General features: G+C 70.9%; 12 protein-coding genes. 5 read left to right on the top strand and 7 right to left on the bottom strand.

Annotated features, from left to right (window positions below; all coding sequences use genetic code 11):
* Nucleotides 1-1,185: a methyltransferase gene (locus ACX93N_RS06210; RefSeq protein ID WP_459427537.1), complete on the bottom strand. Its 1,185-nt coding sequence runs from the start codon at nucleotides 1,183-1,185 to the stop codon at nucleotides 1-3.
* Nucleotides 1,186-1,190: 5 nt separating this feature from the next.
* Complete coding sequence (locus tag ACX93N_RS06205) at nucleotides 1,191-2,078, bottom strand: polyprenyl synthetase family protein (protein ID WP_459427536.1); 888 nt, start codon at nucleotides 2,076-2,078, stop codon at nucleotides 1,191-1,193.
* Between the two features lie 181 nt (nucleotides 2,079-2,259).
* Between ACX93N_RS06205 and ACX93N_RS06200 the strand changes: the two genes are divergently transcribed.
* On the top strand, nucleotides 2,260-3,228 hold the full coding sequence (locus ACX93N_RS06200; protein WP_459427535.1) for a carotenoid 1,2-hydratase: 969 nt from the start codon (nucleotides 2,260-2,262) through the stop codon (nucleotides 3,226-3,228).
* Here the strand turns inward: ACX93N_RS06200 and ACX93N_RS06195 are convergent, their stop codons facing one another.
* From ACX93N_RS06195 to bchI, 5 genes are all read right to left on the bottom strand, one after another.
* Entirely contained in the window at nucleotides 3,229-4,308 is a 1,080-nt protein-coding gene (locus ACX93N_RS06195; RefSeq protein WP_459427534.1) for a phytoene/squalene synthase family protein, read from the bottom strand.
* Entirely contained in the window at nucleotides 4,289-5,818 is a 1,530-nt protein-coding gene (locus ACX93N_RS06190) for a phytoene desaturase (RefSeq protein WP_459427533.1), read from the bottom strand. Before ACX93N_RS06190 ends, ACX93N_RS06195 begins: the two co-directional genes overlap by 20 nt.
* A gap of 437 nt (nucleotides 5,819-6,255) precedes the next feature.
* Nucleotides 6,256-7,122, bottom strand: coding sequence for an alpha/beta fold hydrolase BchO (bchO, locus tag ACX93N_RS06185; protein WP_459427532.1), 867 nt, complete (start codon nucleotides 7,120-7,122; stop codon nucleotides 6,256-6,258).
* Nucleotides 7,122-8,930: a magnesium chelatase subunit D gene (locus ACX93N_RS06180; RefSeq protein ID WP_459427531.1), complete on the bottom strand. Its 1,809-nt coding sequence runs from the start codon at nucleotides 8,928-8,930 to the stop codon at nucleotides 7,122-7,124. Before ACX93N_RS06180 ends, bchO begins: the two co-directional genes overlap by 1 nt.
* Nucleotides 8,927-9,955: a magnesium chelatase ATPase subunit I gene (gene bchI, locus ACX93N_RS06175; protein WP_459427530.1), complete on the bottom strand. Its 1,029-nt coding sequence runs from the start codon at nucleotides 9,953-9,955 to the stop codon at nucleotides 8,927-8,929. Before bchI ends, ACX93N_RS06180 begins: the two co-directional genes overlap by 4 nt.
* A 234-nt stretch (nucleotides 9,956-10,189) precedes the next feature.
* On the opposite strand from bchI, the gene ACX93N_RS06170 reads away from it, so the two are divergent.
* From ACX93N_RS06170 to ACX93N_RS06155, 4 genes are all read left to right on the top strand, one after another.
* Entirely contained in the window at nucleotides 10,190-11,080 is an 891-nt protein-coding gene (locus tag ACX93N_RS06170) for an alpha/beta fold hydrolase (RefSeq protein ID WP_459427529.1), read from the top strand.
* A 33-nt stretch (nucleotides 11,081-11,113) separates the two neighbouring features.
* A complete protein-coding gene (locus tag ACX93N_RS06165) occupies nucleotides 11,114-12,466 on the top strand; it encodes a DUF3422 family protein (protein WP_459427528.1) in 1,353 nt (450 codons plus the stop codon).
* 92 nt (nucleotides 12,467-12,558) lie between these two features.
* Nucleotides 12,559-13,947, top strand: coding sequence for a BCD family MFS transporter (locus ACX93N_RS06160; protein ID WP_459427527.1), 1,389 nt, complete (start codon nucleotides 12,559-12,561; stop codon nucleotides 13,945-13,947).
* A gap of 93 nt (nucleotides 13,948-14,040) precedes the next feature.
* Complete coding sequence (locus tag ACX93N_RS06155; RefSeq protein WP_459427526.1) at nucleotides 14,041-14,841, top strand: class I SAM-dependent methyltransferase; 801 nt, start codon at nucleotides 14,041-14,043, stop codon at nucleotides 14,839-14,841.
* Nucleotide 14,842: the final 1 nt, after the last annotated feature.

The raw sequence follows: 14,842 nt of genomic DNA, 5'->3' as shown, positions 1-14,842 counted from the left end.
TCAAGTTGAATTAACACCCTGTCCGTCACGTTCCGCCACCAGCACCCGCGCGAGCATCGGCTGGGCGGTTTTCAGTTCCCGGCACCGATCGAAACCGGCCTCCAGCACCCAGCGCCGGAGCTCGTCCGCGGTCCGCGGACGGCCGCTGCCCATGGCCCAGAGATAGAAGCCGAAATAGCCATCGCCCATGGCCTCGGCGCCCCGGGTGCCGGCCAGGGGTTCGGCGATCACCAGGCGGCCGCCGGGCGGCAGCGCCTCCCGGGCCCGCGCAATGAGGGCGCGGGCCGGCGCGTCGTCGTGGTCGTGCAGCACGCGTACCAGGGAGATCGTGTCGGCGCCCGCGGGCCAGGGATCGTTGAACATGTCGCCGCCCACGGCCTCGGCACGGGCGGCGAGCCCGCACTGCAGCAGCCGTTCCCGGGCGCGGGTCGCGACCTGGGGCAGGTCCAGGACCGTGCCGTGCAGCGCGCTGTTGCGACGCAGGGCGGCGGCCAGGAACACGCCTTCACCCCCGCCCACGTCGAGCCAGTGGCGGCTGCCGGCCGCGCCACAGGCATCGAGAATGTCTTCCGACAGCAGGCTCTGGGAGCCGGCCATGAGTTCGCTGTAGGCGGCGACCTCCGCCGCCGCCATGGCGTCGCGCTCGCCGGCGGCGTAGGGCCAGAGGCGCGCGAGGTTCGTGTCCGCGCGCCCCCCGAGCAGCGCGAGTGGATCGGCGAGGTCGGCGTAGAGACGTTCGTGGTGCGACACCATGGCGCCGATGGAGGGATTACCGAGCATCACCGCGCCCTGCTCACCGAGACGCCAGAATCCCTTGCCGGCCGCCTGCACGAGGCGCAGGGCCGCAGCACCACGCAGGAGCCGCAGCGCCCCCTCCTCCGGCAGCCCCGTGGCCGTGGCGATCGCCGCGGTACTGCGCGGGCCCTCCGCAAGCCGTTCAAAGAGTCCCGCTCGAACGCAGGCAAAAAGGATCTGCGAGTAGACGAAGCCCGCGCTCAGGTCGAAGAGTGCACGGGCACGACGCCGGGCGATGGGACGGGTCAGCGGGAAGCGGGCCGCGGCGCGATGGAAGGCCGGGTTTCCCAGCAGCCGGTCACGCCAGGACAGGAAGCGCTCGCGCAACCCGCGGGTGCCTGGCGGGTTCTCGCCCACCGCCGCGACGTGGCTGGCGCCCGGTTCGCCCACCGCGCTCAGGCGGCCTGGCCGGCCAGGCCCTTCGGCAGGAAGCGCCGGGACTGGTTGCGGACGAGCTGCTGCAGCTGCTCGCGGCCGGCACAGGGCGGCACGGCTTCGACGCTCGCGTCCACCAGCTCCTTCAGGTGGGCGACGGCGCCGTCGAGGCCGAGGCTGCGCACCGCGGAGGGCCGGCCGTGGACCTCGTCCTGCCCCGTCGGCTTGCCGATCTCGGCGGCCTCCGCGGCGGCGTCGAGAATGTCGTCGGCCACCTGGTAGCTGTGGCCGATGCAGTCGCCGAGGCGGCGCCAGGCGGCGACATCGCCCCCCGACACGACCGCTCCCGCGGCCGTGGCGGCGATGAACAGGGCCCCGGTCTTGGCCCGGTGATAGCGCTCGAGATCCACCCGGGACTCGCATTCCCAGGCCTGGCCGGCGCAGATCCCGTGGGGCGCACCCACGCCCTCGGCGATCACCGCAAGCAGCGCCGGCAGCCGCGCCGGGTCACCCGCCGCCGACGCGCGGCCCAGGGTCTCGAAGGCGGCCACGATCAGCGCATCCCCGGCGAGGAGCGCCAGCTGCTCGCCGAAAGCCTGGTGCACCGAGGGCTTGCCCCGGCGTTCGCTGGCGTTGTCGAAGCAGGGCATGTCGTCGTGGACCAGGGAGGCGCAGTGGAGCAGTTCGATGGCGGCCGCCGCGGCGCGGGTCAGTGCCGGGTCGCCACCGCCATTGGCGGCGGCGACGGCCATGCACAGCTGTGGTCTCACCCGGGCACCGCCCGGAAAGACGGCGTACTGCAGCGCTCGCGCCAGCTGCGGCGGACAGGCGTCCCCCGCCGCAAGGGCCACGGCGTCCTGCAGCGCCAGTTCATAGCCCGGGAGCCCCTGTGTCTCGATCTTGCCCATCGCACCACCTTCCCTTGCGCCCTTGCGCGCCCGCCTGCGGGCTTGTCCCGGCGCCTTCCGGCGCCGGCTTCGGCCCTTGGCGGGCCCGCCGGTCTGTCCAGTTTTATTGACAGTATAGACTGTAATTTAAGTTAGACATTGCTAGACTGCAAGGAACTTTACTGATCCAGGACAAGAAGCGATGCTCGAGCGCGCGGCCGCACCGGCGCCCGGGTTTGCCGCCCCGGTGACCCCCGGCGGCTACCACTGGTGGTACCTCGATGCCATGAGCGATGACGGCGAGCACGCCCTCACGGTGATCGTGTTCGTCGGCAGCGTCTTCTCCCCCTGGTACGCCGCCGCCCGGCGCCGCCTGGCCGCGCCGGACCCGGAGCAGTACTGCGGCTTCAACGCGGTGCTCTACAACCCTCGGCGCAAGCACTGGGCCATGACCGAGCGCGGCGCCGGCGACTTAACCCGCGACAGCGAGCGGCTTCGCGCCCGCAACTCGTCGATCCACTGGCAGGGCCGGCAGGTAACCGTCAGCCTCGACGAGATCACGGTCCCGCTGCCCGGCCGCCTGCGCGGCCGCATCGAGCTTTCGCTGCCGGGCATCACCGCCACGGACTACGCCCTCGACCCGGCCGGCAGGCACCGCTGGTGGCCGATTGCGCCGAGTTGCCGCGCCCGGGTCACCATGGAGAAACCCGGCCTCAGCTGGGAGGGGCACGGCTACTTCGACAGCAACCGCGGGGCGGAGCCGCTGGAGCGGGCCTTCCGGGACTGGGACTGGTCGCGGGCGCCGCTCGCCGACGGCGGCAGCCTGGTGCAGTACCACGCGCGGCTGCGGGACGGCAGCGAGCGCCTGCTCGCCCTGCGCTTCGGCGCCACCGGCGCGGTGACGGAGCTTGACCCCCTGCCCACGCAGCAGCTGCCGCGCGCCGCTATCTGGCGCATGGCACGCAGCACCCAGGCCGAACCCGGCACCCCGGTAAGCGTGCGCCGCACCCTCGAGGACACGCCTTTTTATTCACGCTCGCTACTGGCGTATCGCGCGCTCGGCGAGCCGGTTCATGCCGTGCACGAGAGCCTGAACCTGGACCGGTTCAGCCGGCGCTGGGTGCAGCTGCTGCTGCCCTTCCGGCTGCCGCGAAGGGCCCGCCGCAGCTGATCAGGCGCGGCGGGCGCCGCTGGCGGAAATGGTGGCCCGCAGCGGCAGGCGGGCGCGTTCGTCGAGCTCGGCCCAGCGCTCCAGGACCCAGGAAATCCGCCCCTCGCTCTCGAGCAGGGAGCTGACCCGGGGCCCCGGGTGGGCATTCACGGCCTCGACCAGGAAGTGATTCGCCGCGAGCACCGGTGCCGCCAGGTCGCTCTCGCCCAGCCAGGGCAGGCGGGTCAGGCCGAGGAGCCGGCGCAGCTTGCCGGTGCCGGGCACCACCGTGCGCCGGCTCACCGAGTCGTAACCGCCGGCGGCCAGCTGCTCGCCGATCGCCGAGTAGAGCAGGCGCGCTGCGTACATCCCCGGCCGGCAGCGCGAGGGCAGGCGGGCCAGGCCGCTGTCGGCGCGACCGTAGAGCGTATCGGCCACGGCGAGGAGCCGGGCCAGTACCAGGGCGAGCCCCTCGCTGTGCTTCGGCTCGGCGAGGAAGGCCTCCGGGTCGATGCCCGCCTCGCGCAGCCAGGCCCGCGGCAGGTAGAGGCGGCCGTTGCGCGCATCCTCGCCCACGTCCCGGCTGATGTTCGTCAGCTGCATGGCCACGCCCATGTCCGCCGCGCGGGCGAGGACATCAGCATCACGCTCCCCCATGAGCACGGCCATCATCACGCCGACCGTGCCCGCCACCCGCGCCGAGTAGGCGAGCACGCCCTCCAGGTCCTCATAGGCGCGACCTTCCGCATCCCAGGCAAAACCCTCCAGCAGCGCCTCCAGCAGCGCCTTGGGCAGGCCGCAGCGCTGCGCCACGGCGGCGAGCGCCCGGTCCGACGGGTAGTTCTGCGGCGTACCGGCATAGATCGCATCGAGGCGCTGGTGCAGCACCGCGAGCGCCTCCGCGGGCGCGCCGCTTTCGTCCACCGCATCATCGGCCTGGCGGCAGAAGGCATACAGCGCCGTCGCCGCATCGCGGCAGCGGTAAGGCAGGAAATGGGCGGCCGCGAAGAACGAGCGCGAGCCGGTCTTCAGCAGCGTCCGGCAGGCCGCGAGGTCCGCCTCGTGCAGCGGCAGCGGGCGCTCAGCGGAAGGTGTTGGCATGGGGAACGACCGTGTCCAGCACCCGGGCCGACGAAATGACCCCGGGCATCCCGGCGCCGGGGTGCGTACCGGCGCCGACCAGGTAGAGTCCCTGCACATCCTCGCTGCGGTTGTGCGGGCGGAAGGAGGCACTCTGCCAAAGTACCGGTTCGAAGCTGAAGCCGGCGCCGCGGTAGGACAGGAGCCGGTTCTCGAAATCCAGCGGCGTGGTGACCAGGGACGTCGCCAGGGAAGCACCGAGGCCCGGCAGCACCGTCTCCTCGAGGCGCTGCTCGATGGCCTTGCGGTAGGTCTCGGCGTGCGTCGACCAGTCCACGTCGCCCTCGAGGTGCGGCACCGGCGACAGGGCGTAGAAGGTGTCGCAGCCTTCCGGCGCCAGGCTCGGGTCGGTGGCCGTGGGCCGGTGCAGGTAGAGGCTGAAATCCTGGGTCAGGCGCTTGTGCCGGAAGATATCGGTAACCAGGCCCTTGTAACGGGGGCCGAGCACGATGGCATGGTGCGGCACGTCCTCGTAGCGGCGGTTGGTGCCGAAGTACCAGACGAAGAGCCCGTTGGAGAAGCGCGAACGCTCGATGCGCCGGTTGGTCCAGGTCTTGCGCGCGCTGGCGGGCACCAGGTGCCGGTAGGTCCAGGCCGCGTCCGCATTGGAGACCACGATATCGGCCTTGAGGGTCTCGCCATCGGCGAGGCGGACACCGGTGGCCCTGCCCTGCTCCACGAGGATCTCGTCCACCTCCGCGTTGAAGCGCAGCCGGTTGCCCTGGCCGCGGATGAGGCCGACGAGCCCGTTGATAATGGCCCCGGTCCCGCCCATGGCCGAGTACACGCCGTACTGGCGCTCGAGGTAGGAAATGAGCGTGTACACCGCCGGCACGGAGAAGGGATTGCCGCCCACCAGCAGCGGGTGGAAGCTGAGCACGATGCGCACGTAGGGGTCCTGCACGTAGTGCGAGACCTGGTTGTAGACGCTGCGGTAGGCCCGCAGGGCGAGGAAGTCCGGCGCCATCTTCATGAGGTCGGCGAAGGAGTCGAAGGGCAGGTGGCCCACTTTCTCGAAGCCGATCTCGTAGGTGCGGCGGCTCACCTCCATGTACCGGTCGTAGCCGGCGACATCCGCGGGATTGAAACGGGCGATCTCCGCTCGCGTCTTGTCGGCGTCGCCGGAGTAGTCAAACACTTTCCCGTCATCGAAGCGGATGCGGTAGAACGGCGACATGAGGCGCAGGTCCACGTCATCCTCGAAGCGCTTGCCGCAGAGGTTCCAGAGTTCACGCAGCAGGAACGGCGCAGTGACGATGGTCGGCCCGGCATCGAAGGTGAAGCCGTCCTGCTTGTGCACGTAGGCGCGGCCGCCCGGGGCATCGAGGCGCTCGAGCACGGTGACGCGGAAACCGCGGGCGCCGAGGCGGATCGCCGCGGCGAGGCCGCCGATACCGCTGCCGATGACCACGGCGTGGGGGGCGTCGGGCCCGGCGATGGGCGTGGTGAACTCCGGCAGCGGACTGTTCATTTTTTCTTACACCCCAAAGTGTCAAGCTGGCTTAACAGCATAGCACAGCACCGCCGTCCGGGAAGCTTGATTCAGGACAAGATCCGTCTCTTCAATCAACGCTTGAACGCAAACGAGTCTTTGCACTTTCCCCGGTGCGAGAGCGGGAGTCTTCTCTCAGTCGCTCCCCGATACACGCTTTGTGAGAGAAGACTCCCGCTCTCGCCCCTACCGCCCTGCGGCCTTCCAGGGCGGTAGGGGCGGCTGCCGAAGGGTGCCCCCACCAAGCGTGTATCGGGGAGCGACTGGGGGTACCCTTCGGCAGCCGTCCCGGGAAACTGCGAGCAGTTGACAGCCAGGAGCGAACCGGTTGGGCCTGGCTCAGAGCAATCTCCCACGCTCCCCGCGGAAATCCACGATGAGCCTCCGGGACACCGGGACAAGCCTCTCAAGAGAGCTCAGGGCAACCCCGCCTCGTGCGCAATCCCCATGATCAGGTCGGCGAACAGCTGCGGGTTCTCCTCGTGGCCGAGGTGGCCGAGCCCCGGCACCGGGTGCAGCACGGCGGCGGGGACGCGGCCGAGGAGGCTGCGCGCCTGGGCGGGCGGTACGGCCCGGTCGTTCTGGCAGGCCACGAGGTGCAGGGGCACCGCGAGCCGGGGCAGGTCGGCCTCCAGGCCCTCCAGCTCCCAGGCGGCCATCATGCCGAGGACCCCACGGATGTGCTTCGAGGAGCGCGACAGGCCGTGGTAGAAATCGACGCCGATATTGTCGCTGGCCGAGCCGGTCTGCTCGATGAAGCGGTCCATCATCGGCCGCCGCCGGGCGCTGAAGGCCAGCAGCTGCGGCAGCGCCGGCACCCGGTCGAGGACCCGCGCGGCCCCGGGAAAGAGCCTGCCCATCATGCCCGGGAGCGGCAGCAGCGCGCCGTTCAGCGACACCAGGGCCACCGGCGCGGCGCCGCCGTCGAGCACCAGCCGGGCGGCGACCGCGGCGCCGGCGGAGTGGCCCGCGATCAGCGCCGGCGCCAGGGCCAGCTCGTCGAGCAGCGCGCGGACCGCCCGCGCCATGCCGGGCAGGGAACGGGCCGAAGGCTGGTAGTCGGTATAACCGTGCCCGGGCAGGTCCGGCGCCACCACCCGGAAGCGGGTCGCCAGCAGCGGCGCCAGGCCCGCCCAGGAATGGGTCGCCGCCCCGGTGCCGTGGAGCAGGAGCAGCACGGGGCCACCGTCGCCAAGGGACTGCACGTGCCAGCGCAGCCCGCCGGCGTCGACGTAGCGGCTCGCAGCCCGGTTCGGCCAGTCCTCGCGGATATCCGCGACCATCAGGCCCCGACCGCCTCGACGGTATCGCGCAGCGCGCGGGCGTCGGCGTGGGGCAGGGGCAGGTAGCGGCCGGCGAGAGAGCGGGCGAGGGCCTCGGCGTTCGGGTGCGGCCGGGGCGAGGTATCGATGACCATGCTGCGCACGTCGAGGACCCGCAGCTGCCCGGCCGAGGCCAGGGCCTCCTCAAAGGCCTGCTGGCGCCCGGCCTTGCCCTCGCGGGTGATGTTGGCGCGGGCGTCGGTGAGAAACACCACGCTCGGCGTGCCGCCGCGGCGCTGGATGTGCTCGGCCAGGGAGGCGGCGGCGTCGATGGCCGCGGCCAGGGGCGTCCCGCCGCCGCCGGGCAGGGCCGACAGGTTGCGCTTGGCGCGCACGAGGGACCGGGTGGGCGGCAGCAGCATCTCGGCACCCTCCCCGCGGAAGGCGATGAGGGCCACCTGGTCGCGGCGCACGTAGCAGTCGTTGAGCAGGAGCTCCACCGCGCCCTTGGCCTCGGCGAGGCGGTGCAGGGCCGCCGAGCCGGAGGCATCCACCGCGAAGATGATGGTGCTCTCCGTGCGCTCCCGGAAGCGCGTCACGCGGAAGTCGTCCTTCTGCACGATCACCCCCGGGGCGTCCGTGCGGCCTTCCGCGGCGTGGCTGGCGCGGCGCAGAGGCTGCCAGGGCGCCGCCGCGCGCAGCGTATCGATGAGGCTGAGGCGCGAACCGTGGCGCGGATCACCGGGCAGCGTGCCCATGGGACGGCCGCGCAGCTTCGAACGCTGCTGCACGCCGGAGCGGCCGCCGGCGCCGCCGCGGCTGCGCTGTATCGTGCTGGCCTCAAGGCTGGCAAGCAGCGCCTCGGGGATGGCAGCGGCGGCCGCCTCCAGCACCCGGTCCTCGAGCGGCTGATCGAGGTCCGGCGGCTCCGGGGGTTCGTCGTCTTCGCCCTTGTCACCGTCGTCGGGGTCCGGCTCCTCCGGCGGCGCCTGTTCGGGCTCTTCCGGCTCCTCCGGCGGTGCCGGGATCTGCGTGGCCCGCGGCGAGAGCACCAGGCGCGCGGCGAGGTCGAGATCGCGTTCGTCGACCTCGCTACGGCCGGCGAGCGCCGCCCCGGCCCGGGCAGCCGCCACGGCAAACTGGCAGGCACGCACCCCGGCGACCCCGAGCGCCATGGCGGTGGCGACCAGGGCCTTGACGGCGTCTTCCGGAACGCTGACGGCCCCGAGCATCGCCCGGGCCTCGGCAACATCGGCGGCATCGAAGGGCGGCTCGTCGAGATCGCGGATGGACAGGGGCGTGAGGTCGAGCTGGAAGGCGAGGCGGTCGCGCAGCACCGGTGACAGCACCTCGCTGTCGTCCTGCCCCTCGTCGAGGGCTACCAGGGCGATGCGGGCCTCGACCTCACCGTGGATGCCCTCGCGGGCGAGGGTCAGCTCGCCCCGGTCGAGGGCCGTGGCCAGGTGGGCTACCGTGGAGCGGCTCGCGCGCTCGCCCATGGCGAGAATGGCGAAGCCGCCATCGCAGTCGGCCAGCAGCCCGCGCTCGGTGACCGGCAGCCCGGCGCGGAGCGTGGCCGCGAGGTCGAGGCCACCGAGGAGGCGGGACTCGGTAATGTGCAGGGGCACCCGGCGCACCGGCGCGTCACCGACCAGGGCACGCCACTCTTCCAGCCAGGCCTCGCGGACCGGTCCCGGGCAGGCGCGCAGGGCGACGCCGCCGAGGCCAGCCGGATCGACCGCAAGCAGCGCCGCGGCGCGCAGCCCGTCGCGCCAGAGCGCGGCGAGGGCGGGGTCCCCGGCCGCTGCGCTGGCTGCCCCGCCGTTCACGCGTCAAAGACCTCCTCGATCGCCCGGCCGACCCGCGCGCCGGAGCCCGCCTCGTCCAGCGGGTCGCGGCGCAGGCGATGCCGCAGTACCGAGGGGGCCACCGTGCGCAGGTGCGCGGCGGTCACCGCCTCGGCCCCCTCGAGGGCTGCCAGGGCGCGGGCGGCGCGGATCAGGGTCAGTTCGCCGCGCAGGCCGTCCGTGCCCAGCGTCATGCACAGGTTGGCAGCCGTCCCGACGATGGCATCGGGCAGGTCGACGCTCTCGAGGTGCGCGCGCGCGTCCTGGATCTTGCGCCGCACCTTGCCCTCCTTGCGCTGGAAACGCTTGATGAAGGCCGCCCGGTCGCGCTCGAACTCGTCGCGCAGGCGCACGATCTCCACCCGCGCCTTGATGTCCTGGGGCGTGGCGACCTCCACCGACAGGCCGAAGCGGTCCAGCAGTTGCGGGCGCAGTTCGCCCTCCTCCGGGTTGCCGCTGCCGACGAGGACGAAGCGGGCCGGGTGGCGAATGGACAGGCCCTCCCGCTCGACGACATTCTCGCCCGAGGCGGCCACGTCGAGGAGTGCATCGACGATGTGGTCCTCGAGGAGGTTCACCTCGTCGATATATAGAAAACCCCGGTGCGCCCGGGCGAGGAGGCCCGGCTCGAAGGCCTTCTCGCCGTCGCGCAGGGCGCGCTCCAGGTCCAGCGCGCCGATGACGCGGTCTTCCGTGGCACCGAGCGGCAGGTCCACCACCGGCATGGGCTCCTTGCGGACCTTCTCCGCGCCGTGATGTTCGCCCGGGCGGCACTGGGCGCACAGGCCCGGCCGCGCACCTTCGGGATCGCAGTTATAGGGACAGCCGGAAACCACCGCCATCTTCGGCATGAGCGCCGCGAGAGCCCGGATGGCCGTGGACTTGCCCGTGCCGCGGTCGCCGAACACGAGAACGCCGCCGACGTCCTGGTCCACGGAGGCGATGAGGAGGGCGCGTTTCATCTCGTCCTGGCCGACGATGGCCGAGAAAGGATAGGCGAGTGCCATGATTGAAGGGATCCTTGTATCGCTTGCGGCGTTGGCGGCGACCGGCACAGCGCGCCCGGCCACCCCCGAATGACTTCACCTTTTAACGGCAGTGCCGCGGAAACTCAAGCTGACAGGCGGGCGGTTGGAGAAAAACTGACACAGGTCATCGGCGGCGGAACTGCGGCAACGTCGGCAACGGACCGACTCTGCTATGCTGCGGGGCTCACGCTCGACCTGTCCAGGTATTGCCCAATGGCGAAACCACTGCCTGTGGCCCTCGAGGCCGGTATCGAGAACTGGACGAGCGACCGCTGCGGCCGCCTCGCCTACTATGCCGACACCACGAGGGCCGATACCGCTGCCAGCGGCACGCCCCTGCTGCTCCTGCACAGCATCAATGCGGCGCCGAGCGCCTACGAGATGAAGCCCCTGTTCGAGCACTACCGCGGCCAGCGCCCGGTCTACGCGCTGGAACTGCCGGGCTTCGGTCACTCGGAGCGCCGCGACCGCCGCTATGACGCACAGCTGTTCGCGGATGCGATCAGCGGCTTCGTCGACGCGGTCATCGGCGCGCCCAGCGATGTGGTCGCCCTGTCCACCACCGCCGAGTTCGCCGCCCGGGCCAGCCTGGCCACAGATCAGATCCGCAGCCTGGTCCTGCTCAGCCCCACAGGCCTGCGCGACCGCGACCCGCCGGGGCCGGTGGCGCAGCGCCGGCTATTGCGCTTTTTCCAGCTGCCCGGCGTTGGCGCAGGCCTGTACCGGGCCCTCACGGTAAAGCCGAGCGTGCGCTACTTCCTCAACATGGGTTTCACGGGCAAGGCGCCCGAGGACCTGGTGGACTACGCGCACCGCACCACGCAGCAGCCTGGCGCCCGGCACGCGCCGTTCTATTTCCTGTCCATGCAGCTGTTCACCGCCGACGCCGTGAATGCCCTGTACCGGCGGGTGAGCATCCCCGTGCTGGTGCTCTACGACGACGACCCGAACATCTCCTTCGAGCGGCTGCCCGAGCTGCTGGACGCCTGCCCCAACTGGCGTGCCGAGCGTATCGAGCCAACGCTGGGGCTGCCGCACTGGGAACAGCCGGTGGCGACACAGGCGGCCATGGAAGCGTTCTGGCATGATGTAGCGGGCGGCTGACCTGCCGCAGCACCACCCCGGGAGAACGGGATCATGACCACGGAACAGCGGGTGAGCGTCGCTCCCCATCGCCAGCAGCGCATCGCGCTCTCCAACGAGTGGCACGCCAGGCCGAGCCTGTCGCTGCCCTCGCCCTTCCGCTGCACGCACCTCGTGGCGCTGCGCAGTGAAACCAGCCTGGAGGAGAGCCGGCGCAGCTTTGCCGCCTTCTGTGCAGACCACGGCCAGGGGCAGCCGGCGGCGGACAGCCGCCACCACTCGGTTCAGATCGGCTCCTGCCTGATCAAGTGGGAGGGCCACACGGAGGCCACGAGCCACACCATCATGGTGCCCGGCAACGGCCGGCCGCCCTTTGCCGAGTCTGCCCTGGACTTCCTCGACGCCGGCAAGCGCGAGGAGCTCATGGACGACATGTTCGTGGGGGTGAAGATCGAGGTCCTGGTCGCGGGCGCCGGGGAGGGCGACGTCACCGTGGACGATGTTTCCGTCGAGACGGCCCGCTCCCTGCTCGGCGCGCGGCAGATCTACGGCGGCACCATGTCCGAGAGCGGCGCCGAAGTCTGGTCCGCCTTCCGCCACGATGCCGAAGGCTTCGTGCGCATCGTGGTCATCGACCGGGGCATCAGCGAGGGACGCCTGTCCCGGCTGCTGCAGCGGCTGCTAGAGATGGAAACCTACCGCATGCTCGCCATGATGGCCCTGCCCCGGGCCCGGGAAGTCATGGCGGAGCTCGGCGAGCTGGAGCCGCAGCTTGACGAGGTCATGGGGCAGCTCGCCCGGCGCCGGGACGAGAGCGCCCACGAGGAACTGCTGCGCCGGATCACCGCCATCTCCGCCCAGGCGGAGCACATCGCGGCGGCCAACGCCTACCGCTTCGCCGCCGCCCGGGCCTACGCGGGCATCGTCGAGCGGCGCGTCAACGAGTGCGACGAGCAGCGCCTCGGCAGCTACCAGCGCTACTCCAACTTCCTCATGAAGACCCTGCAGCCGGCCATGCGGACCTGCGACGCCGCGGAGCGTCGCACGCACGAAGTCGCCGAGCGGGTCGCCCGGGCCGCCGGGCTGCTGGGCTCCATGGTCGACATGGTGCAGAAGAAACAGAACCAGGCCATCCTCGAGACCATGGCCGAGCGCGCCACGCTGCAGCTGCGCCTGCAGCAGGCCGTGGAGGGCTTCTCGATTTTTGCCATCAGCTACTACGCCGTGGGGCTCATCGCCTACGGGCTCAAGTCGGCAAAGGCTCTGGGCACGCCGGTGGACCCGGAGGTGGCGACGGGTTTTGCGGCGCCGGCGGTCTTCGCCCTCGTTTGGTTTTCCGTGCGCGCCGTGCGCCGGCGGCTGCACGGGGAGAGCGCGGCGGGCGCCAAGGGGCGAAGATCCCCGTAACAGCAAAATTGACACATGCAGTGTCAATTTGGTTTGACACCGCTCCGGAGATACCTAAAACTGGGGGGTACATCCTGTAGAAGCCATTGCCTATGTGGCAACTCGCCTGGGAACTTGTCCGAAAATTCCTGTGGACGCTGCGGATAGCGCTGCCGAAAGTCGCCGTGGGGTGGATGTTTGCCCTGCTGACCATCGACTTCAACCGGGTCGCCATTGTCGAACTGGGTGTGGCCGCGGTCATCGTAACAACGCTGCTCTCCATCCACTACCTGCTGGCGCCGTTCCAGGTTGTCGTCGGCCGCCTTGCGGACACGCATCCGATCCTCGGCTACCGGCGCACGCCCTACCTGCTCGGGGCCAGCATCGTCGCCAGCCTGCTTTTCGTGCTGCTGCCGCGGGTTGCCTTTGCCATGGGCGACGGCCTGCCCGGCGCGACCGCTGCCGCGATCGCCCTGTTCGTCGCCTTCGGCCTTTGCATGGCCGTGATTGCAGACAGCTACCACTCGCTGATCGCCGAGACCACCGACAAGGAGACCCGCAGCGGCGTCATCTCCGTTGTCTGGATCGTCATGATCCTGAGCACGATTTTTTCGGCGGTGGTCATGAATGCCGTGCGCCCAAGCTTCAGCCCTGAGGCCATGCAGAATCTCTACAACCTGACCCCACCCATCGTGATCGGCGCCGTGCTCCTCGGTGTCATCGGTGTCGAGCGCCGCCTCGGCCGGGAGGAACTGGCTGCCGCGGCGGCGCGGGCGCGCGCCCTGGCGCCGACGGGAAACCCGCTCGTCTCCGCGTTCACCCTGGTGTCCACGAACAGGCACACGCGCGCATTCTTTCTCTTCGTGGCCTGCGCCGTGTTCGCGCTGTTCCTGCAGGAGAGCCTCATCGAAGTCCTGGGCGCCGAGGTCTTCGCCATGGATATCAAGCAGACCACCCGCTTCCAGCCGATCTGGGGCGCGGGCATCCTCCTCGGCATGCTGCTCATGGGTCTGCTCAGCGCCGCCCTGAAGGTGCCCAAGAAGACGGTAACCCTGGTGGGTTGCGTCGCGGCCGCCAGCGGCTTTTTCCTCCTCGGCGTCATCGCCCTCCTGCGCCTCGAACCGCTACTGGTGCCGACCCTGTTCCTCATGGGCATCTGCGCGGGCGTCTTCAACGTCGGTGCCCTGGCGCTGATGATGGACATGACAGTCGAGGGCGCCACAGGGCTCTACATGGGGCTATGGGGCGTTGCCCAGGCATTTGGCATGGGCGGCTCCGCGATCGCTGCCGGCGCCCTGCACACGGCTCTCATCGGCACCGGGGTCATGACCCCCGAGGGGGCCTACTGGCTGATCTTCTCCGCGGAGGCGAGCCTGCTGCTCACCGCCGCATGGCTGTTGACACGTGTCGACGTAGAGGGGTTCCAGCGCTCAGCCGGCGCAGCGGCCGCCGAGCCGGCGTCGTCCGCGACGAACCTGGACGTCGCAACCGCCACTGCCTGAGCAGGCCGCCGCACGGCATAATCGGCACCCCGGGCGGCGACGGCAGGGGCCACAGGCTGCCCTGGCAAGGGAACAATCCACGGGATTCAGACCATGGCCAGTGATCAACTGGATTATCGCTTCGACCGCCGTGTCGCCGGCAGCTACGACGCGCTGCGCGGACACCCGGCAGCGGTCACACCGGCCATCGGCGAGGCGCTGGCCCGGGAACTCGGCACGGGAGCACAGGTACTGGAGCCGGGCGTCGGCACCGGTCGCATCGCCCTGCCGCTGATCGGCGCCGGCTGCGAGGTCACCGGCATCGACCTGTCCTCGGAGATGCTCGCCGCCCTGGCGGGCCAGGCCCGGGCGGGGCTGCGCCTGGTGCGCGGGGACATTACCCGCCTGCCCTTTGCAGACAGCGCCTTCGACGGTGCAGTCTGCGTCCATGTACTCCACCTGGTCGACGCGCAGACCGTGCTGGCACAGCTGCTGAGCCTGGTACGCCCCGGCGGCACGATCATCCTGGGCCGGGACTGGGTTGACCCGGCCTCCTTCGCCGGCCGGCTGCGCAATGCCTTCCGGCAGGCCGTCGTGGACCTCGCCGAGAGCGTCGACTTTCCGACGGGCGCACGCGGCCTCGTGCAGACCCTGGTGGGACTCGGTGGAGAGCCCGTCGACAACGGCGAGGAGCGCACGGCCGTGGAGTGGGAAACGACTCTGAGCCCGGCGCAGGTACTCGACGGCATCCGCTCGCGGGATGATGCGGAGAGTTGGGTCCTGCCGGACCCGCTCCTCGCTCGGGTCATGGCGCGCCTCGACGCGGAGGCCGCCGCAAGCTGGCCGGACCTGGAGGCGCCGCAACCGGTCACCCGGCGCTTCGTCTACTCCCTGTTCCGCGTCCCCGCGGCCTGAG

The organism is Pseudohaliea sp. (genome assembly GCF_054552115.1).
Note: the sequence above shows the minus strand (reverse complement) of the source record. Positions and strands in the feature narration are given on the sequence as shown.

Bases quoted from the DNA above. Each gene is read 5' to 3' on its own strand.
- bchO (WP_459427532.1), bottom strand. From the start codon at position 7,122: ATGGTCGCGGATATCCGCGAGGACTGGCCGAACCGGGCTGCGAGCCGC.
- ACX93N_RS06155 (WP_459427526.1), top strand. From the start codon at position 14,041: ATGGCCAGTGATCAACTGGATTATCGCTTCGACCGCCGTGTCGCCGGC.
- ACX93N_RS06165 (WP_459427528.1), top strand. From the start codon at position 11,114: ATGACCACGGAACAGCGGGTGAGCGTCGCTCCCCATCGCCAGCAGCGC.
- ACX93N_RS06205 (WP_459427536.1), bottom strand. From the start codon at position 2,078: ATGGGCAAGATCGAGACACAGGGGCTCCCGGGCTATGAACTGGCGCTG.
- ACX93N_RS06160 (WP_459427527.1), top strand. From the start codon at position 12,559: ATGTGGCAACTCGCCTGGGAACTTGTCCGAAAATTCCTGTGGACGCTG.
- bchI (WP_459427530.1), bottom strand. From the start codon at position 9,955: ATGGCACTCGCCTATCCTTTCTCGGCCATCGTCGGCCAGGACGAGATG.
- ACX93N_RS06190 (WP_459427533.1), bottom strand. From the start codon at position 5,818: ATGAACAGTCCGCTGCCGGAGTTCACCACGCCCATCGCCGGGCCCGAC.
- ACX93N_RS06195 (WP_459427534.1), bottom strand. From the start codon at position 4,308: ATGCCAACACCTTCCGCTGAGCGCCCGCTGCCGCTGCACGAGGCGGAC.
- ACX93N_RS06170 (WP_459427529.1), top strand. From the start codon at position 10,190: ATGGCGAAACCACTGCCTGTGGCCCTCGAGGCCGGTATCGAGAACTGG.
- ACX93N_RS06200 (WP_459427535.1), top strand. From the start codon at position 2,260: ATGCTCGAGCGCGCGGCCGCACCGGCGCCCGGGTTTGCCGCCCCGGTG.